The 20554-nt window shown below is 68.0% G+C and carries 19 protein-coding genes and 1 tRNA gene; 11 read left to right on the top strand and 9 right to left on the bottom strand.

Features of this window, described 5'->3' with window-relative positions; all coding sequences use genetic code 11:
• Window positions 1-59: 59 nt before the first annotated feature.
• The 4 genes from NRB56_RS19605 to NRB56_RS19590 all read right to left on the bottom strand — a co-directional run bounded on the left by NRB56_RS19605 (window position 60) and on the right by NRB56_RS19590 (window position 2302).
• On the bottom strand, window positions 60-875 hold the full coding sequence (locus NRB56_RS19605) for a SigB/SigF/SigG family RNA polymerase sigma factor (RefSeq protein ID WP_153344213.1): 816 nt from the start codon (window positions 873-875) through the stop codon (window positions 60-62).
• Window positions 876-1059: 184 nt separating this feature from the next.
• A complete protein-coding gene (locus tag NRB56_RS19600) occupies window positions 1060-1446 on the bottom strand; it encodes an ArsR/SmtB family transcription factor (protein ID WP_153344211.1) in 387 nt (128 codons plus the stop codon).
• On the bottom strand, window positions 1446-2102 hold the full coding sequence (locus NRB56_RS19595; RefSeq protein WP_153344209.1) for an SRPBCC family protein: 657 nt from the start codon (window positions 2100-2102) through the stop codon (window positions 1446-1448). The genes NRB56_RS19600 and NRB56_RS19595 overlap by 1 nt, the downstream gene beginning before the upstream one ends.
• 126 nt (window positions 2103-2228) lie before the next feature.
• A tRNA-Met gene (locus NRB56_RS19590) sits at window positions 2229-2302 on the bottom strand.
• Between the two features lie 232 nt (window positions 2303-2534).
• On the opposite strand from NRB56_RS19590, the gene NRB56_RS19585 reads away from it, so the two are divergent.
• From NRB56_RS19585 to NRB56_RS19565, 5 genes are all read left to right on the top strand, one after another.
• Complete coding sequence (locus NRB56_RS19585) at window positions 2535-2951, top strand: Zn-ribbon domain-containing OB-fold protein (protein WP_153344207.1); 417 nt, start codon at window positions 2535-2537, stop codon at window positions 2949-2951.
• Between the two features lie 11 nt (window positions 2952-2962).
• The gene (locus NRB56_RS19580; RefSeq protein WP_153344205.1) at window positions 2963-4105 is read left to right on the top strand and encodes a thiolase family protein; all 1143 of its coding nucleotides are present in this window, start codon (window positions 2963-2965) and stop codon (window positions 4103-4105) included.
• A gap of 613 nt (window positions 4106-4718) precedes the next feature.
• Window positions 4719-5258: a transglycosylase family protein gene (locus NRB56_RS19575; protein ID WP_153344203.1), complete on the top strand. Its 540-nt coding sequence runs from the start codon at window positions 4719-4721 to the stop codon at window positions 5256-5258.
• Window positions 5259-5449: 191 nt separating this feature from the next.
• The gene (locus NRB56_RS19570; protein WP_153344500.1) at window positions 5450-6325 is read left to right on the top strand and encodes a hypothetical protein; all 876 of its coding nucleotides are present in this window, start codon (window positions 5450-5452) and stop codon (window positions 6323-6325) included.
• Window positions 6326-6344: 19 nt separating this feature from the next.
• The gene (locus NRB56_RS19565) at window positions 6345-6626 is read left to right on the top strand and encodes a hypothetical protein (RefSeq protein ID WP_153344201.1); all 282 of its coding nucleotides are present in this window, start codon (window positions 6345-6347) and stop codon (window positions 6624-6626) included.
• Window positions 6627-6633: 7 nt separating this feature from the next.
• Here NRB56_RS19565 and NRB56_RS19560 read toward each other — a convergent pair whose 3' ends face one another.
• Complete coding sequence (locus NRB56_RS19560; protein ID WP_319943231.1) at window positions 6634-9639, bottom strand: UPF0182 family protein; 3006 nt, start codon at window positions 9637-9639, stop codon at window positions 6634-6636.
• Between the two features lie 152 nt (window positions 9640-9791).
• Between NRB56_RS19560 and NRB56_RS19555 the strand changes: the two genes are divergently transcribed.
• On the top strand, window positions 9792-10409 hold the full coding sequence (locus NRB56_RS19555) for a PPA1309 family protein (protein ID WP_153344198.1): 618 nt from the start codon (window positions 9792-9794) through the stop codon (window positions 10407-10409).
• A gap of 3 nt (window positions 10410-10412) precedes the next feature.
• On the opposite strand, the gene NRB56_RS19550 is transcribed toward NRB56_RS19555, so the two are convergent.
• Window positions 10413-11438, bottom strand: a complete 1026-nt coding sequence (locus tag NRB56_RS19550) for a YlbL family protein (protein ID WP_319943230.1) — start codon at window positions 11436-11438, stop codon at window positions 10413-10415.
• A 50-nt stretch (window positions 11439-11488) separates the two neighbouring features.
• On the opposite strand from NRB56_RS19550, the gene NRB56_RS19545 reads away from it, so the two are divergent.
• From NRB56_RS19545 to NRB56_RS19525, 5 genes are all read left to right on the top strand, one after another.
• Window positions 11489-12898 carry a zinc-dependent metalloprotease gene (locus NRB56_RS19545; RefSeq protein WP_153344197.1) on the top strand — a complete coding sequence of 470 codons (1410 nt, stop codon included), beginning with the start codon at window positions 11489-11491 and terminating at the stop codon, window positions 12896-12898.
• A gap of 144 nt (window positions 12899-13042) precedes the next feature.
• Entirely contained in the window at window positions 13043-13900 is an 858-nt protein-coding gene (locus NRB56_RS19540) for a hypothetical protein (RefSeq protein ID WP_153344195.1), read from the top strand.
• A gap of 73 nt (window positions 13901-13973) precedes the next feature.
• Window positions 13974-15317, top strand: coding sequence for an ABC1 kinase family protein (locus NRB56_RS19535; protein WP_319943229.1), 1344 nt, complete (start codon window positions 13974-13976; stop codon window positions 15315-15317).
• A gap of 337 nt (window positions 15318-15654) precedes the next feature.
• Window positions 15655-16224, top strand: coding sequence for a TetR/AcrR family transcriptional regulator (locus tag NRB56_RS19530; RefSeq protein ID WP_319943228.1), 570 nt, complete (start codon window positions 15655-15657; stop codon window positions 16222-16224).
• Window positions 16225-16454: 230 nt separating this feature from the next.
• Entirely contained in the window at window positions 16455-17195 is a 741-nt protein-coding gene (locus NRB56_RS19525) for a (R)-mandelonitrile lyase (protein ID WP_153344190.1), read from the top strand.
• A gap of 133 nt (window positions 17196-17328) precedes the next feature.
• On the opposite strand, the gene NRB56_RS19520 is transcribed toward NRB56_RS19525, so the two are convergent.
• The 3 genes from NRB56_RS19520 to NRB56_RS19510 all read right to left on the bottom strand — a co-directional run bounded on the left by NRB56_RS19520 (window position 17329) and on the right by NRB56_RS19510 (window position 20419).
• Window positions 17329-17637, bottom strand: coding sequence for a WhiB family transcriptional regulator (locus tag NRB56_RS19520; protein WP_406603505.1), 309 nt, complete (start codon window positions 17635-17637; stop codon window positions 17329-17331).
• A 137-nt stretch (window positions 17638-17774) separates the two neighbouring features.
• Entirely contained in the window at window positions 17775-18095 is a 321-nt protein-coding gene (locus NRB56_RS19515; RefSeq protein ID WP_153344188.1) for a hypothetical protein, read from the bottom strand.
• 125 nt (window positions 18096-18220) lie between these two features.
• Window positions 18221-20419, bottom strand: coding sequence for an ATP-dependent DNA helicase UvrD2 (locus NRB56_RS19510; RefSeq protein ID WP_153344186.1), 2199 nt, complete (start codon window positions 20417-20419; stop codon window positions 18221-18223).
• Between the last annotated feature and the right edge of the window lie 135 nt (window positions 20420-20554).

Genomic DNA, 20554 nt, shown 5'->3' with positions numbered 1-20554 from the left:
GTTGTCCGGCAGTGGAAACCACTGCCGGACAACATAATCAGCGTCGAGTCGAGGCGCGTTCAGTCCTGTAGCGCTTGTTCCCGCAGTGCCGAAAGGGTTTTGGTGAGGATGCGGGAGATCTGCATCTGCGAGACGCCGAGTTGTTCGGCGATCTGGAGCTGGGTGCGGTGTTCGTAGAAGCGCAGTCGCAGGACGCGGCGTTCGCGCGCGGGCAGTTCCAGCAGCAGGGGCGCGATGGCCAGGGCGTCCTCGGTGAGTTGATAACCGCTGTCGCTGTCGTCGTCGATCAGGGCCGGCGGCGTGGAGGTGCGCGGGCCCTCGCCGCTGTCGGCGGCGGCGTCGATGGTGTCGGTGCTGTAGGCGTTGGCGGCCAGCAGCGCGTGGGTGATCTCCTCGCGGTCCACGCCGAGTTCGGCGGCGAGCTCCGAGGGTTTGGGCTGCCGCTGCAAGCGCTGGGACAGTCGTTCGATGGCGGGACCGAGAGAGGCCTGCAGCTGCTTGGTACTGCGGGGAACCCGCAGTGCCCAGGTCCGATCACGGAAGTGACGGCGAACCTCACCCATCATGGTCGGTACGGCGAACGAGACGAACGAGGTTCCCTTGGCGGGGTCGAAACGATCGATGGCGAGCAGCAATGCCATGGAAGCGACCTGGTACAGATCGTCGTAGTTCTCGCCGCGGCCGGTGTAGCGGCGCGCGATGTGCTCGGCCAGCGGCAGGCAGCGATGCACGATACGTTCCCGCAGTCGGGTGTGTTCCCGGTCGCCGACCGGCAGCGCCGCCAGTTTGTCCAGCCAGGGCTCGATGTCGTCATACGGGTCGCTGCCGCGGCGGGACCGGTTGGCGGTGGACGGTGGTGCGGAGTGATCGAACATCAGTTCCTCCGGCGGTCCGTCTCGGGGGTCCGGCGCTCTGTACTGAACGTGACCGCATCCGGCGAAGCCGCATCCTCCAGTCTGACCTCAGGTCCTACCAGCCGTCTGTGCGGAAAACGACGGATCCGGCCGAACCCAGGACAGAAAACGAACGGGACCGTCGCCGAGGGGTGTTCGCCGTCACTCAGGCGGGCCGGACGTCCCGGTCATCGGACCGTTCCCCGCGACGTTCCCGCTTGCCGCGGGCGACCTCGGTGGCGAGCGCGTCCAGCGGCTGCGCGAACGGCGCCAGCGGATCCAGCAGCCAGGCGAGCCAGTCCTGGGCGGTCCGGGTCCCGGTGGTGTCGAGCGTGTAGATCCGGCGGGTGCCTTCCGCGCGCGCGGACAGCAGGCCGGCCTCGCGCAGCACCTTGAGATGCTGGGAGACCGCCGGCTGCGAGATGGGCGTAATCGCTTGTACGGCAGCGACTATCGCGCCGGCGGGCTGCTCGCCCGCGCGCAGCAGTTCGAGGATGGAACGGCGAACCGGATCTCCGAGAGCGTCGAAGATCCGGGCCGATGCTCGATCCATCAGGAGTCCGTACCGTCCTCCGGCGCGCCGGTGTAGAACGCGAACGTGTTCTCCCCCGCGGCCTGCGCGGCGGCGGGATCGTCGCCGTCGGCGGTGGCCGCGCGCGCCCACGCGGTCGCGGTGGCCCGCGCGAATTCCCGGCCCTCGGGGGTGGTGGGGTAGGCCGCTCCGACCTCGGGATCCACCGGCGCACCCGACTCGATGTGCAGGCCGAGGCCCATCAGCGCGAGATCCCAGCCGACGCCGACCGCACCCGGCCCGTACCGCGTCCAGAACTCGGGATCGACCGGCGCCTCGTGGACGAGTTCCAGCACGGTGCCGTCGCCCGCCTCGGACAGGGCGACCGTCAACCAGGACACCATAGGCCCCATTTCCCAGGTCACGGCCAGGCGGCGAGGCTCGTCGCACTCCTCGATCACGCCACCGGCGTTGCCGATGAGCTGATACCGGCCGCCCACCTTCAACTCCCCCTCCACCGGCAGGAACCAGCGCGGCAGCCGATCCGCGCTGGTGAGCGCGTCCCACAGATCGGCCCGGCCGGTCGGGTACTGCCGCCGGGCGACGGCGATCCGGGTGGTCGCGCCACCGCGTGAACCGGTCCGGACCTCCCGGGCCACCAGGCCGGCCGTGGCGATCGGGTCCTCGAGCAGGGACATGACAAACCTCCTTATATAAGTTTGAACTTATATTAGACGATGGAAACCGCTCCGGCCGGGATTCGGCGAACGACCCGGAGATGCGAAACGGCCCCGGAACCAGTGGTTCCGGGGCCGTTCGTTCAGTAGCGGGGACAGGATTTGAACCTGCGGCCTCTGGGTTATGAGCCCAGCGAGCTACCGAGCTGCTCCACCCCGCGTCGCTGTGGAATACGCTACCGCACGCACCCTCGGAACTCCCAATCGCCTGGTGGAAGGCGGTTTTCGACGATCGACCCGGTCGCCGGTCAGCCGGGTGCGCACAATCACTTACCCCGTACGAAAACCGTGTGTACAATTCTGAGAATCACATTTCCATTATCGACATAGGTAATCGGATGCTGACCGCGATCGGCCCGGTGACCTGGGCAAACGAATTACGGAGGACGGGACATGGCGAAGGCGCTCGCGCCCGAAGCATCCACGTGGCCTGCAGAGGACCCGCAGCTCATCGGCAGCCGGTGTGGTTCGTGCAGCGCGGTGACGTGGCCCAAGCAGGATCACTGCCCGCGGTGCAGCAAGCCGGACATGTCGGAGCGGCTGCTGCCGCGCCGCGGCACCCTGGTGGCCTGGACGACGCAGGGCTTCGTCCCGAAGTTGCCGTACGCGGGCAAGGAGACCGCCGACACCTTCGAGCCGTTCGGCATCGGCCTGGTCCAGCTCGGTGACGAGGTGCGCGTGGAGTCGCGGCTGACCACCGCGAATCCGGACGATCTGAAGATCGGTATGGAGCTCGAGCTGACCTTCGTGCCGCTGTACGTCGACGAGGCGGGCGACGAGGTCGTGACCGTCGCTTTCCAGCCGGCCTGAAGGAGACAGACATGAACGACGTTGCCATCATCGGCATCGGCCTGCACCCGTTCGGCCGGTTCCCCAAGTCGGCCATCGAAATGGGCGCCGACGCAATCCATCTCGCGCTCGCCGACGGCAAGATCGAATGGAAGGACATCCAGTTCGGCTTCGGCGGCAGCTACGAGGTGAGCAACCCGGACGCGGTCACCCGGCTGGTCGGTCTCACCGGCATTCCGTTCACCAACGTGTTCAATGCCTGTGCGACAGCGGCCAGTTCGATCGAACAGACCGCCGAGGCGATCCGCTCGGGCCGGTACGACATCGGCATCGCGGTCGGCATGGACAAGCATCCGCGCGGTGCGTTCACCGACGATCCGGCGAAGCTCGGCCTGCCGGGCTGGTACGCGGAGAACGGGCAGTTCGTCACCACGAAGTTCTTCGGTATCAAGGCGAATCGTTACATCCAGGATCACGGCATCTCGCAGCGCACGCTCGCCAAGATCGCCGCGAAGAACATCCGTAACGGCGTGCTGAACCCGAACGCGTTCCGGCGCAAGCCGATCGCGGAGGACGACATCCTGAACTCGGCGATGCTCAACTACCCGCTGACGCAGTACATGTTCTGTTCGCCGGACGAGGGTGCGGCGGCGGTGATCATGTGCCGCGGCGATATCGCCCACCGGTACACCTCGAATCCGGTGTACCTGCGGTCCACCGCGATTCGGACCCGTCGCTACGGCGCGTACGAGGTGCACAGCACCTGGGCCGCCGTGGACGAGGACGTCTCGCCGACCGTCTACGCCTCCCGGGCCGCCTACGAGGCCGCGGGCATCGGCCCCGAGGACGTCGACGTCATCCAGCTGCAGGACACCGACGCGGGCGCCGAGCTGATCCACATGGCGGAGAACGGCTTCTGCGCCGACGGCGACCAGGAGAAGCTGCTCGCCGAGGGCGCCACCGAGATCGGCGGCCGGCTGCCGATCAACACCGACGGCGGCCTGATCGCCAACGGTGAGCCGATCGGCGCCTCCGGTATCCGGCAGGTCTACGAGCTGGTGCTGCAGCTGCGCGGCCAGGCCGGCGAGCGGCAGGTGCCGGGCAACCCGCGGGTGGGCTACGCGCAGGTCTACGGTGCCCCGGGCACCGCGGCGGCCACCGTGCTGTCGCTCTGATTTCCTCCCGAACAAGACAGTGGGACCGAGGCTTTCGCCTCGGTCCCACTGTCGTTTCGCCCCATTCCGGCGTACCGGTTTCGTTACCAAAAACAATTATCTGTGGCACGAAAGCCGGTACGCCGGTTATATTTCAGCGGCGTACCGGCGCAGTCGGCGTGCAGGGCCGGGGTTTTCCGGTCGGAAGGTCTCGAATCCCGTACGGAACTCGATAATTCACCTCGATCGCGCCCGAAATCATGTGCGTGTCAGTGTGCATCCGCGCGCGTTGCCGGAATTAGAGGCGGGCAAACGTGACGCAAGTCACGTTTCGGGAGTGATTAACAACACATCACGGCAAATAACAGACCGTCCAGAATTCGCGCCACGGCATCACCTAGCTGCGGCGAATCACTTTACGCAGTTATGCATTACATTCAATTACCTGTGTTATCAAGACGTGATCTGACCGAATTCCTTCGTTAATCTCGTTCTCGGCCCGGAACATCCGTGACGGGCTCCGACCCGGACCGCTGCACACCGGCACCCTGCCCCGCGGCCCGGGAACCCCGACTCCTGGGGGCAGGGACGGCGCCACGGCGCCGGCGCGGAGTGCACGGGGAGGGACACCACAATGACCAAGAACCGGAAGTTCTCGAATCGCGTCCTCGGCGCCGCCGCCCTCACCGGCGCGCTCGCCGCCGTACCGTTCGGAGTATCCGCACTGGCCACCGCGGCACCGGCCCACGACTGGGACGGCGTCGCGCAGTGCGAGAGCGGCGGTAACTGGCACATCAACACCGGCAACGGCTACTACGGCGGCCTGCAGTTCACGCAGAGCACCTGGCACGCCAACGGCGGCAGCGGTCTGGCCAGCGAGGCCAGCAAGGACGAGCAGGTCCGCGTCGCCGAGAACGTCCTCGCCTCCCAGGGTGCGGGCGCCTGGCCGGTCTGCGGCAAGTACCTGCGCTGGGGCCCGACCTCGCCGGAGCCGATCGTCGAGACCGCCCCCGCACCGGAACCCGTTGCGCCGCAAGCCCCGAACGAGCGCCAGGCGCTCATCGAACAAGCGCGCACCACCGGCGACCAACTCGCGAACCAGTACGGCGTCGCAGGCGAGTACCAGCGCTTCCTGCAGGACAACGACGGACTCATCCAGTCGCTCGGCCACTGAGCCCCGACCAGCGGCGCTGCGTCCCACCGGGACCGCAGCGCCGCTGCCGTTTCCGCGATAGCCGATCCGCATAGCACAACAAACAGCTCCACTGCCAATCCGTACGGAGTGTCGAAAGCAACGCTCCGATGGCACATTTGGGTCGAATCACTCGAACGTATCTTCGAGATTTCGCCGCTACCTTGGGCCGCATGGTCAGTGCCCAACACGAAGCGATGCACCGGGTCTTCCAGACCGACCCGGGCATATTCGCCCGCGCCACGCGCACGCTGGATCTGCCGTTCCCCGACCCACTGGCGGTCGAGCTACTATCCGTCGACCTCACGACCATCGAACCCATCGAACGACGCGTGGATACGCTGCTGCGAATCCTCACCGCCGCAGGCACATTCATTCTCGCGGTGGAGGCACAGCGCTCGTACGATCCGGACAAGAGCGCCACGTGGCCGTACTACGTGGCCTACGTCCACAACAAATACGAACTACCGGTGGTGCTGCTGGTCATCACCGACGACGTGGCGACCGCACGCAAGATCCGGACCCTGCCACCGATCGGCCACCCGTTCCACCCCACCCTCGCGCTACACCCGATCGTGCTGGGGCCTGCGGAACTACCCGTCATCACCGACATAGCGACGGCTGCGCACGACATCCCGCTGGCAGTGCTGTCGGCGATAGCCCATGCCGACGACCCACGCATCGATGAGATATTGACGGCTCTGGCCAAAGCCATGAAACAGATCGACAGCGGAGATGGTGACGACTTCGCGGACCTGACCGAACTCGGCCTCGGTGACTCGCCGGCCGGTGACCTGTGGAGGAAGATCGTGTCTGTGGAGATGTTCTATCGCTCGAAGACCGCGAAGCAACTGTGGGCTGCGGCACGGGATGAGGGTGTCGCCGAAGGCGTGGCCAACACTCTGTTGCGCATCCTGGACCGTCGCGGCATCGAGGTGCCCGGCGACATCCGTGCTCGCATCGTCGATACCCAAGACGTCGATCTACTCGAGACCTGGGTGGACAGAGCCTTCACCGTGACCTCGGCCGCCGATCTGTTCGTCGACTGAGCGAATCGAGGACCGTCCGATGCTCGTACCTCCATCGTTCTACCGCTCGCTGACCTCGAATCGCATCCGCGTGCAGGGATTCCTCATGGGGTATCTCCGAGGCAAGCGGATCCCCATCCCCGACTACATCGAGCACGAGATCGAGCGCACCTTCAACTCCGACCAGTTGGTCATGTGGCTCGGCCGAAGTATGCGTGCGAAGTCGACCGCCGATGTGTTCCACGAACTGATGGATCGGCACCGTGCGGAGCAACGCGCCGCCGGGGTGGCTCCGTCAGCAGCGACGGAGCCACCCCGGTGACCAAGACCTATCCCCCGGTCTTGTTGTAGTCGTCGATCGCCTTCTGCAGGACCTCCAGGGCTCGGCCGAGTTGGCCGAGGTCGCCGGAGTGCTGCGCGTCCTGGACGGACTTCAGGGCATCGTTCATATTCCTGACCGCGGCGTCGCGGCCCGCCGAGCCGGTGGGGGGCAGGACCGGTGGGGTGACCGGGGTGCTCGGGGTCGGCTGGGTGCCGCCGCCGGGGACGGTCGGTGGGAGGACGGACTGCTGGCCGGGTTGCTGGGTGGCGCCGCCGCCCAGGCCTTCCTTCACGTCGTTGAGGGCGTCGCCGAGGGTGGCCTGATAGCCGACCTTGTCGCCGTAGCTGGCCAGCACCTTCACCAATTGGGGGAAGGAGGCGGCGTTGGGGCCACTGTTGCGTTCCAGATACCAGGGTTCGACGTAGAGAACGCCGCCCTCGCCCATCGGCAGTGTCAGGAGGTTGCCATATTTGATCTTGTTGGTGTTGCCGCCGGTGAGGACCGTCCGGTCGCTCGATACTCGGGCGTCGGTTGTCATCGACGTCTGAACCTGTTGGGGGCCCGGGGTTTGCGAGTCCGTCGGCAATTTCAGCACGGTGAACTTGCCGTAGTTGGCCGGGTCGGAGTCCACCGATATGTAGGCCGCCAGGAAGTTCCGGCGGAAGCCGACCATCGCACTGGTCAGCTTGAACGTCGCCCTACCGGTTTTCGGATCGCCGATCAGGACGTAGTACGGCGGTTGATGGGCGGTAGTGGGCGCGTCCGAGGTCGGATCGCTGGGTACCGACCAGAACGCGTTGTTGGTGAAGAACTCTCGCGGATCGTTCACGTGGTAGCGGGCCAGCATCTCCCGCTGCACCTTGAACAGATCCTCCGGATAACGGAAGTGCGAGCGCAGTTCCGGCGAGATCGCGCTCGACGGCTTCACGCTGCCCGGGAACACCCCGCGCCAGGCCTGCAGCACGGGATCGGTGGGATCCGTCTCGTACAGGGTCACCGTGCCGTCGTAGGCGTCGACGGTGGCCTTCACCGAGTTGCGGATGTAGCTGACCTCCTTGCGGGGCAGCACGCGGCCGGTGTTCTGATCGACCGAATCCTCCGCGGCGCCGTCGAGCGAGGTGCGCTGCGCGTAGGGGAAGTTGTCGAGCGTGGTGTACGCGTCGACGATCCACAGGATCCGCCCACCGACCACGGCCGGGTAGACGGAGCCGTCGGCGGTCAGCCACGGCGCCACCTGCGCCACCCGCTCCCGCGGATCGCGATTGAAGATGATCTTCGAATCGGATCCGATGGCGCCGGAGAACAGGATGTTTCGCTCGGCGTACTTCGCGGCGAAGGCGAAACGGTTGAGCCAGTTGCCGATCGGCACACCACCGTGCCCGGTGTAGGTGTATTGGTCTGTGCCGGTGTCGTATTCGCGTGGCGGCTGACCGTTGCCGCCGACGATCGCGTAGTCCGCGTCCGACTTGGAGATCATCTCGCCGTAGTAGATGCGCGGCTGATCGACCTTGATGGCCTGCTTGTCCTTCGGGGTGAACAGGTCGCTGACCGTGGACTGGTCACCCAGGTTGAACACCGGATAGCCGTAGCCGCCGGTGGACGGGTTGCTGCTGCCGGAGCCGGTCGCCGCCTGCTGGGTCTCCTTCGGCGGCGCGACGTTCACCCGATTGGCCGGCGCCGCGACGAAACCGTCGCCGTGGGTGTAGACGGTGTGCTTGTTGATCCAGTCGGTCTGGTTACCGGACAGGTTCTGTGGCACCAGCTCTCGCGCGGCCACGATGTAGTCCTGGACCTCGCCGTTGATGGTGTAGCGGTCGATGTCCAGCGGATCCGGGAAGCCGTAGAAGTTCTGCAGCTGCTGACGCTGGACGAAGGTCTGCGTCAGCAGATTCGGATCCAGCAGCCGGATGTTCTTGATGGTCTGCTGATCCGCCTGGATCGTCGACGGATCCTTCGTCTCGACACCCTTGTAGTCGACGTAGGAGACCTTGTCATCGGTGAGCCCGTACGCCTCCCGGGTGGCGGTGATGTTGCGCTGGATGTAGGCCGATTCCTTGGTGGCCGCGTTCGGCCGCACCTCGAACTGCTCCACGATCAGCGGCCACACCGCGCCCACCAGAATCGACGACAGCACCAGCAGCGCCGCCGCCATGGCCGGCACCCGCAGATCCCGCAGCACCACACCGGCGAAGAACGCCAGCGCGCAGATCACCGCGATCGACAACAGGATCAGCTTCGCCGGCAGCACCGCGTTGATGTCGGTGTAGGAACCACCGGTGAAGGTGGACTCCTTGCGGGTGCTCGACAGCAGCGAGTACCGGTCGAACCAGTACGCGATCGCCTTGAACAACACGAACAGTCCGGCGATGACCGCCAGCTGGACCCGGGCGGCCCGGGTCAGCGTGCCCTCCCGGCCGGACAGCCGCAGGCCGCCGAACACGTAGTGCGTGATCAGGTTCGCGAAGAAGGCGATCACGATGGCGACGAACAGCCAGTTCAGCACCATCTTGTAGAACGGCAGATCGAAGGCGTAGAAGCCGACGTCCAGCCCGAACTGCGGATCCTTGACGTGGAACGCGCCGCCGTGCAGGAACAGCTGAACCGTCACCCAGCTCGACTGCGCCACGAGACCGCACAGGATGCCCACCAGACCGGGGATGCCGAGACCGAACAGCCGCAGCCGGCCCATCACGGTGGTGCGATAGCGCGCGATCGGATCGTTGGGCCCGGCCGTCGGCACGAACACCGGCCGCGCCCGGTACGCGAACAGCATCGCCAGCCAGATCACCGCTCCGACGGCGACCGCGATCACCAGGAACAGCAGGATGCGGGTCAGCAGCACGGTGCCGTACACCCGCCGGAATCCGACCTCGCCGAACCACAACCAATTGGTGTAAGCGTCGGTCAATCGCGGCCCGACCAGCAGCAGCGCCGCCAGTACGAGGGCCGTCACAAGCAGCACCCGGCTGCGTCGAGACAGCGTTGGTAAGCCTGTCGGGGGGCGCATGCCCACGATGCCACTCTCCCAGGTCCGGCGACGCCGCATTGCACGCCGCACTCCGATGTCGGGGTGGTCCCAGGGGACCATCGCGCCCCACTCTACGTAAAACGGCTTGCGTTGGATCGCAATGCCTCACCACCTGGGCGCGCTGGGTGCCCGGCCGTATGCCGGAGGCCTTAAAGTTGCTGCCCGTGACTGTTGCTAACCCGGCTTCCGCTCTGTACCGCTGTATCCGCGAGGTCGCGGAATACGCCGACGCCGAGGGCTGGGACCGGCCGCCGCAGATGTTCGCGCTGGTGCCGACGCTGGATCTGGTGGCCGCCGAACCGTCGTTGCAGGACGAACTCGACGACGGTTCCGAGCTCACCCCGGTCGCGCAGGAGCCGTTTCCCGACGATGTGACCGGCGAATTCGCGCTCGACGAATTCCTGTCCACCACCAGCTGGCCGGACTCGGTGATCGGATGTGTTCTGGTGCAACAGATTCTGGTGCTCCCGCCGGACGCCGAGGAGGCCCTGGACGACGCGATGCTCCCGGTGCTCACCGATCGCGACGCGGCCGGGCGCGCGGCGCGCGACACCGCCGCCACCCACCCGGACCGCCGCGACGCCCGGCTGTTCGCCGGTGTGCTGCGCGACGGCACCTCGCTGGCGCTGCTGCAGGTCCGGCCCGCCGCCGACGAGGAGGACCCGTTCGGCGACATCGATCTGCGCACCTATCCGGATCTGGCGAACGATATCGTCGCCGCGCTGCGCAATACGCTCGAGCAGGACCCCGAATAGCGACTAACCGCAGGTCGGCGTCGACTGCCCCGCGGTGATCGCCTCCAGGGACCGCACCGCGGTGGTCAGGGTGTCGACCCTGACCAGCCGCAGTCCCTCGGGGCTGCGCTGCTTGGCCTCGTTGCAGTTGTCGGCGGGGACCAGGAAGGTCTCCGCGCCGGCCTCGCGGGCGGCGATCATCTTGTACTGGATGCCGCCGATCGGGCCGACCTTGCCCTGCGGGTCGATGGTGCCGGTGCCCGCGACGAACTTGCCGCCGTTGAGGGCTCCGCTGCTGAGCTTGTCGATCAGGGCCAGGCTGAACATCAGGCCCGCGGACGGGCCGCCGATGTCGGCGAGGTTGAAGGTCACCTGCAGGGGCCCCTGCGCGGCCTCCTCCGGGGTCACGCCGAGATAGCCCTTCGCCGAATCGTCCGGGCGCGCACCCAGTTTCACCGTGACCGTCTGCTCGGCGCCGTTGCGCCGCAGCACGATCGGCACGGCGGTGCCGGGCTGCGCGCCGCGGACCGCCTCGATCACGTCCTGCGAGGTCGCGACGGGTTTGCCTGCGACACTGACCAATTCGTCGCCCACCTGGAGTACGCCCTTGGCCGGGCCGTCGTCCGCGACCACCCGCAGCCGCACCCTGGTCGGGTACTTCAGGTAGTGCAGGGCCGCCAGTTCGGCGTTGTCCTCGGAGTCCTTGAAATCCTGCTGATTGGACTTGTCGACCTGATCGCGCGGCACCCCGGGGGGATACACCTCCGCCCGCGGCACCAGGCCGTACCGGCCGTCGGCCCACAACCCGAACGCCTCGAAGATATTCAGCCCGTCGCGAACGGAGACGGTGGTCATGTTGAGGTTTCCGGAGGTCGGATCCACGGGCGCGCCCTGTACGTCGACCACCTGCCTGCCCTCCACGTCACCGAGGGTATTGAAGGTGGGACCGGGCCCCAACGCGACGAAAGGCACCTCCACGGCACTGCCGACGACACCGAGCACGAGGATGGGCAACAAGGCCGCGATCAGGGTGAGGATCCGACGGTTCACCCGGCCCACAGTAGCGGCTGGTCCGATGGCACCAGCGTAACGTTGGCACTATGAGCGACGTGCCCTTCGGCTTCTCGAACCGCGACGACGACCCCGACAAGCGGGACGATCGATCCGGTTCCGGCGCGAACAATCCGTTCGGATTCCCGATGGGTGGTTCCGGCGCCGGATTCGATCCGTCGGCGCTCGGCCAGATGCTGAGCTCACTGGGCCAGATGTTCTCCACGATGGGCCAGCCGGGCAGCCAGTCGGGCCCGGTCAACTACGACCTCGCCAAGCGGCTGGCCCGGCAACAGCTCGGCACCACCGTCGCCCCGGTCTCGGCCGGCTCGCGCAGCGCCGTCGCCGACGCCGCCCACCTCGCCGAGTTGTGGCTCGACGCGGCCACCACCCTGCCCGCCGGAGCGTCGAAGACGGTGGCGTGGACCCCGAACGACTGGATCGAGGAGACGGTCCCCACCTGGAAGCGGTTGTGCGATCCGGTCGCCGAGCAGGTTTCCGGCATGTGGACCTCGACCCTGCCCGAGGAGGCCAAGGAGTTCGCGGCGCCGATGATCGGCATGCTGGGCCAGATGGGCGGCATGGCGTTCGGCTCGCAGCTCGGTAATGCCCTCGGCCAGCTGGCCAAGGAAGTACTGACCTCCACCGACATCGGCCTGCCGCTCGGCCCGGCGGGTACCGCCGCGCTGCTGCCGGCCGCGATCACGGAGTTCGCGAAGGGCCTCGAACGGCCCGAGAGCGAGGTGCTGGTGTATCTCGCCGCCCGCGAGGCCGCCCACCAGCGCCTGTTCGCGCATGTGCCGTGGCTGCGACAGCAGGTTCTGGGCGCGGTCGAGGACTACGCGCGCGGCATCCGGATGGACTTCTCCGCGATCGAGGAGGCCGCGCAGAACCTCGATCCGATGTCGCTGGCCGACCCCTCCAAGTTGGAGGAGTTGTTGTCGCAGGGCACTTTCGAGCCGCAGACCACACCGGAACAGAAGGCCGCGCTGGAACGGCTGGAGACGCTGCTGGCCCTGATCGAGGGCTGGGTGGAGGTCGTGGTCGGCGACGCGGTCGGCGATCGGCTGCCCGGTTCGGGCGCCTTCGCCGAGACGCTGCGCCGCCGTCGCGCCTCCGGCGGTCCCGCCGAGCAGACCTTCGCGACGCTGGTCGGCCTGGAGTTGCGCCCGCGCAAACTGCGCGAGGCGGCCGCGCTGTGGCGGCGGCTGACCACCGACGCCGGGCTCGAGGCCCGCGACGCGATCTGGGCCCATCCCGACCTGCTCCCCACCTCCGACGATCTGGACAATCCGGCCGGATTCATCGACGGTGTGATCGGCGGCGGCACCGGGATGTTCGACGACCCGCTGGCCCAGCTCGCGGAGACCGAGGCCCGGGAGCGCGCCGAGCGGGAACGCAAGGACCGCGAAGCGCCCGAATCCGGCGAGGACGACAAACCCGGCGACGAGCCTGCTTGATCGAGCTGGACCGAGCGCCGAGACACGGGGATACGCGGCGACGGCGGGTCGCGCGAATTCCGCGCAAAGGGTGCGAATTCCGGCACAGGGTGCGGCTGTGACCTGGCCCTTTCTTCCGGAATCCAGGGGTCGGATACTCGGGTTATGACGATGTTCCGGCCCAAGGGGCCCATGTTGCATCCGCGGGTGGCCGTGTTGCGGCGGCCGGGCGGAGCGGTGCAATTGGGGTGGGATCCGGAGCGGGCGGTCGTACTCGAACCCGCCGGGGTGCGGCCCGAGGTCGTGGTCGAGTTCCTGCGGTTGCTGGACGGGCTGCGCAGTCATCCCGATGTGGTGTGGCAGGCCGATCGGCTCGGTGTCGGAGCCGAGGTGACGCTGCAATTGCTGGCCGAGATCGACGCGGCCGGGCTGCTGTTGCTGCCCGAGGCCGGTCCGGCCCGGGTGCGGACGGTCCACGTGCACGGGCGCGGGCCGCTGTCGGAGGCGGTGGTCGCCGGAGTGCGGCGGCTGGGGCTACGGCCGACCCGCACCCGGGAGCTCGACGGGGCCGAGGCCGCGATCCGGGGTGCGGATCTGGTGCTGCTCACCGATCTGCTGGTGCCGGAACCGCAACTGGTCAGCGAGCTGGTTCTGCGCCGGATACCGCATCTACAGGTGCGGGTGCGCGACGGGCGGGGCATCGTCGGGCCGCTGGTCCTGCCCGGCGGCACCAGTTGTCTGCGCTGCGCCGACCTGATCAGGAACGATCTGGACGAGCAGTGGCCGCACCTGGCCGCACAGCTGCTGGGCAGAGTGGGATACGCCACACCCGCGACGGTCACCGCGACCGCCGCGCTGGCACTGCGGGAACTCGAGGTGATCCTCGCCGGCCGGGTGGCCCGGCCGCCGGAAACCCTCGACGCCACTCTGGAACTCGACCCGGATTCGCATCGGATCCGCAGCCGCCGCTGGCGTCCGCATCGTGCGTGCGGGTGCCGCGCGCTGACCGGATCCACACCGTGAATCGGCAGGCCGAGTCCTCGGGGTGGCCGATTTCGCATGGCACATTCCTCGATTATTCAGCCATGATGGGAGGGTGTCAGAGATCGTGAGCCGTCGGTCGTCCCGCAATGCGAAGCTGGCCAAGATCCCACTCGGGATCGCCGGCCGCGCTGCGGTCGGCTTCGGCCGCCGCCTGGCGGGTGGGGACCGGCACGAGATAAACGCGCAGCTCAACCAGCAGGCCGCCGAGCAGCTGTTCTCCGTGCTCGGCGAGCTCAAGGGCGGCGCGATGAAGTTCGGGCAGGCGCTGTCGGTGATGGAGGCCGCGGTACCCGAGCAGTTCGGCGAGCACTACCGCGAGGCGCTGACGAAGTTGCAGGCCGAGGCGCCGCCGATGTCCGCGACCACCGTGCACCGGGTGCTGGACCAGCAACTGGGCACCGCGTGGCGCAAGCGTTTCCGGGAGTTCGACGACACCCCGGCCGCCTCGGCGAGTATCGGCCAGGTGCATCGCGCGGTGTGGTCCGACGGCCGCGAGGTCGCGGTGAAGGTGCAGTACCCGGGCGCCGACGAGGCGCTGCGCGCGGACCTCAAGACCCTCACCCGGATGACCGGCATGATCAGCTCACTGCTGCAGGCCTCGGATGTGAAACCGGTGATCGCCGAGCTCACCGAGCGCATGGAGGAGGAGCTCGACTATCGCCTGGAGGCGAACAACCAGCGCGCCTTCGCCGCGGGTTACGACGGACATCCCACGTTCGTGGTGCCGAAGGTGGTGGCCAGCGCGCCGAAGGTGGTCGTGTCCGAGTGGCTGGACGCCACACCGGTGTCGGCGATCATCGCGCAGGGTCTCGAGGATCCCGAGGGCACCCGCGAGCTGCGTAATCGAGTGGCGACCCTGATGGCCGAATTCGATTTCAGCTCACCGTCACTCGTGGGCCTGTTGCACGGCGACCCGCATCCCGGCAATTTCATGATGCTGGCCGACGGCCGGTTGGCGGTCATCGACTACGGCGCCTGCGCGTCGCTGCCCGACGGCTTCCCCCCGATACTGGGCCGCATGGTGGCCCTCGCGGCGGAGGATCGCTACGAGGAACTGACCGAGCTGATGCAGGAGGACGGCTGGGTGCTGCCCGGCCGCACGGTCACCCACCGCGAGATCGCCGATCTGATGCGCCCGTTCGCCGACCCGATCCGCACCGAGACCTTCCACTTCACCCGCAGTTGGATGCGGCGGGTCGCGGGCCGGGCCACCGACATCTCCGATCCGGACATCCGCACCTCGTGGTCCCTGCAACTCCCCCCGCAGCACGCCATGATCTTCCGCGTCCTGATGGGTGCCATCGGCATCTCCGCCCAGCTCGACGCCGAGGTGCCGTTCATGCGCCTGATGTACGACTGGGTTCCCGGCTACGCCGAATACCGCACTGCCGGCTGAACTTTCGCATTCCGGCCGATCCGGGAACCGCCCGGCCCCGCCGACGTCGGTGATCGAACGCACCACGTAACGACTTCCTGAGAAGCGTTGCCGCAGTACTTCATTCGCATGCGGCGAGCCCAGCGCTCGGCAGAGCATGTCCGCACGTACATCGTCGGCTCAGGCACCAGACGCGACGCCGACACGGGTAATCCCGGCAACCGCGCAGGCGTGACGTATCGATGCGAGCGGCCGACGACTCCCTGCCGGTTCCGAGATGACGGCATTGATCGCGGCGACAGGTACCGACCGCCGAACTTGTCCAACTTCTGTACCTATCAGTATGTACACTGAGTTCGTGAGTACCCGAGATCGGTTGGTCGACAGCACGCGCGAATTGCTCTGGGAGCGCGGTTATGTCGGTACCAGTCCGAAGACGATCCAGCAGCGGGCCGACGCCGGGCAGGGCAGCATGTACCACCACTTCGCGGGGAAGGAGGATCTCGCGGTCGAGGCGATCCGGAAGACCGCCGCCGAGATGCGGGCCTCGGTCGAGGCGCAGCTGTCCGCACCGGGCACCGCTGCCGAGCGGATCGCCGCATATCTGCGGCGCGAGCGAGATGTGTTGCGCGGCTGTCCGATCGGCGGGCTGACCCAGGACCCCGAGGTCATGATCACCCCCGCGCTGCGCGCACCGGTCGAGGAGACCCTCGGCTGGCTGCGCGATCGGCTCGCCGACGAGATCCGGCAGGGACTCGCGCGCGGCGAACTACGGCCGCCGCTGGATCCGGCGGCCACGGCGACCTCTCTGGTCGCCACGCTCCAGGGTGGTTATGTGCTCGCGCGCGCGGCCGACAACGCCGAGGTCTTCGATCAGGCGATCGCGGGAGTCCTCGCACTGCTCGCCGCGCATACCACCGCTACCTGACCGCGCTTCCGCGCGGCGATGGCGACGCCGACATGCTCGAACGCCTTACCCGACAGGCGCAGGCATTCCGGACCCCGCCGGCATGACCATATTCTCGGCAATCCATGTCCGGCGGACGGCTCGGCTGCGATTGCACCCGATGCACATTCGGCACCGCCGCCGTGCACCGCACTCGATATCGACTCCACAACAACATAATTCGATGCCAACGCGAATAGGATCACGACATCATGCGTATCTCCCCGGCGGCCGCGGTGGCCGCTCCCCGCGAATGGTTCACCGGCGACGCCTGGATCGACTCGATCTCGGTGGCGGACGGGTCGTCCCGGACCCAGATCGACAGTGTCCGGTTCGCGCCCGGCGCGCGGACGGTGTGGCATCGCCATCCGGAGGGGCAGACGCTGATCGTCACCGCGGGTATTGCGCTGGTGCAGCGGCGCGGCGGGCCGGTCGAATCGGTGCGGGTCGGCGATACCGTTCATATCGCACCCGGCGAATGGCATTGGCACGGAGCGACTCCCGCCGAGCCGATGACCCATCTCGCGATCGAGGAGATCGCGGACGACGGCCGGGAGACCGAGGCCGGGGAGCCCGTGTCCGACGCCGAGTATCTCGAAGGTCTTGCGGCCGAGGACTTTCCGCCGATCTCGCGGGTGATCGTGCTGGATCAGCCGGTGGCGCCGGTGCACACCGCGCATCGGGTCGAGATCCGGCGCATCACCCTCGCACCGGGTGTCGTGGCCGGGCTGCACGTTCACAACGGACCGGTGTTCGGCAGCATCGAGACCGGGTCGGTGGTTTACCAGATCGACGGTGAGCCGGCGTCGATCCTCGGCCCCGGCGATGTCTTCCACGAACCGCGGGATGTGCGGATCGCGCGCTTCGACGCGCTGGCGGAGGGGGTCACCTTCCTCGGGTACTTCCTGCTCGACGACGGACAGACGCCCGAGATCGCTTTTCCCGCAATGTGATCGGAAGCCGTCCGGCCCGGAACACAAAACGGGCCCCGCATCTCGGGACAGAGATGCGGGGCTCGTCGGTCGTCGGGACGATTGCCGGCGGGGGTGGCACGCTCGTGATGTGACCTGGGTCGGGACCCGGCGCTCACACCAGCGCGACCTTGCGCGGGCGGCCGCGCGGCCGCTTGCGGGCGATCACGACACCCTGATCGAAGATCTCGCCGCCCCAGACCCCCCAGGGCTCAGCGCGATCCAGGGCCGCCCGGAGGCAACCCGAACGGATCGGGCAGGTTGCGCACAGCGCCTTCGCCTCTTCCAACTCGGCCGGAGTCTCGGCGAACCACAGATCGGGGTTTCCGACACGGCAGGGCAGGGTGAGCGCGACTCCCCGGGTACGGGGAGTGGAGGCCACGGTGTTTCGGCATGTCACGCGAGGAGTGGTCGCGGTGGACACGTCTTGCTCCTTCAGCTCGTTGCAGCGGTGGTTTCGTTGTCTTCCGCGAAACCGGGGCCGGGTGGCTGAGGGCCTTCAAAACTATGGCCACGGTTTCGCTTCGAGCGATCCGTGGCCAGGAGGCTGGGTGGTGTTCCCTACCGTTGTCGACTTCGTCGACGTCTGCTGATCACGGTCACTGGTGGGCTGGCGTTGCGGAGGCGGGCTGCCGGCGCGCCGACCGGCTGATCGGCTCCGTAGGCCTCGATGGCCGCCTTCGCGGCTACCGGGTGCCAGCCCCACGCGTGCTTGTCCGTCTTGATCACATGCTTCGGCGCTTGCATTTCGGCACCGAAAACGCTTGCAATCGACAGACCGGTCCCCTGCAAGGCGAGGACCCCCCGGGAGACGGACACGAACGTCATCTCGGGCGTGCCGCTATTGATGCCGGCGCGTGCGATGTTCGCGATGCCGTTCATCGGTCTGCCTCCCTCCATGAACTCGTCGTGATGGTCTGTGCTTGTGGTGTGTGACCACTGTGCGCACCGGGAATCGTTCCCGGTCCGTGATCCCACCCTAAAGCGGGCTTACACAATCGCACAACTTATTTTTGACCTGCGGTTTTGGGGTCTTGTGCGTGGTATCCGGACCGTACGATGCGGAGGATTTCGGGGCCGTACTGCCGCAATTTCGCAGCGCCGAGCCCGGGGATGGCGGTCAGGGCCCGTTCGTCGAGCGGCTGCTGCTCCGCGATCGCGGTGAGGGTGTTGGCGCTGAGCACGGCGAAGGTCTTCACCGAGAGCTCGGCGGCCTTGTCCCGGCGCCAATCCTGCAGTGCGCTCAGCAGTGTGGTGTCCACCTCGCCCGGACAGGTCGAGCAACGTCCCAGCAAGGTGTCGGTGGTGTTGAGCAGGGAACGGCCGCACACCCGGCAACCGGGCAGCCGCCGCTGCTGATCGCGGCGATCGCTCGCGGGGCGGGCCACCAGCGACGCCGGGGAATCCTCCGGGACCAGACCGGTGAGGAAGCGGCTGCGGCGCCGGACCCGCCGGCTGCCCTCGGCGCGGGCCAGCGCCCAGGACAGCTGCAGATGTTCGCGGGCGCGGGTGACCCCGACGTACAGGAGACGCCGTTCCTCCTCCAGCGCGGCCTCGTCGGCGACCGCGCCGCCGTCGCCGAGCACGTGGGCGATCGGCAGGGTGCCGTCGGCGAGGCCGACCAAAAACACCGCGTCCCACTCCAGGCCCTTGGCGGCGTGCAGCGAGGCGAGGGTGACGCCCTGCACGGTGGGTGGATGCCGGGATTCGGCGCGGGTGGCCAGCTCGCGCAGCAGGCCGTGCAGATCCAGCTCGGGATCCGCGGCGGTCAGCTCCTCGGCGAGCCGCACCAGCGCCACCAGCGACGCCCAGCGTTCCCGGGCCTGCTGACCGGCCGGTTCCTCGTTGGTCAGGCCGAGCCGGGCCAGGACCGCCCGGACCAGTGTGACCAGTTCCGGACCGCGGGCATCGGGCAGATCCTCGCGAGCCGCGGCCTGCCGCAGGGCCAGGACCGCCTGCCGCACCTCGGGGCGCTGGAAGAAGCCCTCTCCCCCGCGCACCTGATAGGCGATGCCCGCCTCGGTGAGCGCCTGCTCGTAGGCCTCCGACTGCGCGTTGATGCGGTAGAGCACCGCGATCTCGGCGGCCGGCACATCCTGGCCGAGCAGGCCGGCGATGGCTCGCGCCACGGCCGCGGCCTCGGCGGGTTCGTCGGCGAATTCGGTGAAGGTAGGCTCCGGGCCGTCGGCGCGCTGCCCGATCAGTTGCAACCGGGTGCCCGCGATGCGGCCGCGCGCGGCGCCGATGACCCGGTTGGCCAGCGAGACCACCTGCGGGGTGGAGCGGTAGTCGCGTTCCAGCCGGATCACCGTCGCCTCCGGGAAGCGCCGGGAGAAATCGAGCAGGAAGCCGGGGGTGGCGCCGGTGAAGGAGTAGATGGTCTGGTTGGCGTCGCCGACGACGGTCAGATCGTCGCGGTCGCCCAGCCAGGCGTCGAGCACCCGCTGCTGCAGCGGGGTGACGTCCTGGTATTCGTCGACGACGAAACACCGGTAACGGCCGCGGAACTCCTCGGCGACGGAGGGATAGTCCTCCAACGCGGCGGCGGTGTGCAGGAGCAGATCGTCGAAATCCAGCAGCAGGCCGTCGGCGGTGTTCTTCAGCGTCTCGTAGCCGGCGTAGACGTCGGCCACCTTCTGTGCCTCGTACGGGGTTTCGCGGCGCAGCCGGGCCACCGTGGCGGGGTAGTCCTCCGGGGCCACCAGCGACGCCTTGGCCCACTCGATCTCGCCGGACAGGTCGCGGACGCCCTCGGCGGCGCCGGCGCCGGCCCGCAGCAGGCCCGTGCGCTGGGCGGCCTGGGCCACGGTCTGGAACTTGCTGTCGAGCAGCCGCCACGGCACATCGCCGACGATCTGCGGCCAGAAGTACTTCAGCTGGCGGAGCGCTGCCGCATGGAAAGTGCGCGCCTGCACCGCCGCGGCGTCCCCGCCGAGACCGAGCGTGCGCAACCGGTTGCGCAGTTCGCCCGCGGCCCGGGCGGTGAAGGTGACCGCCAGCACCTGATCGGCCCGAACATGGCCCGACGACACCAGATTCGCGATGCGATGGGTGATGGTCCTGGTCTTTCCGGTACCCGCACCTGCGAGAACACAGACCGGCCCGCGGGGCGCCAGAACCGCCGCGGCCTGCTCCGGATCGAGCCCGGGGGGCAGCGGGCGGGGGGCGGGAGTGGCTGGAACCGGGGCGGGCACGGCCTCCATCATGACAGCGACCCCCGACACGACGGCGGCCCACCGGCGGCGCGACCGGCGACCGCCGCGAATCCGGCAGGATGGTCTTCGAAGCACGAGGGAAGGGGATAACCGGTGGCCGCGGACGTGTCGGGGGAGAATCAGCCG

The sequence above is a fragment of the Nocardia aurantia genome (assembly GCF_009604425.1).
GTDB classification, from domain to species: Bacteria; Actinomycetota; Actinomycetes; order Mycobacteriales; family Mycobacteriaceae; genus Nocardia; species Nocardia aurantia.
The sequence above is the reverse complement of the archived record's forward strand: the minus strand, read 5'-3'. Positions and strand labels throughout refer to the sequence as shown.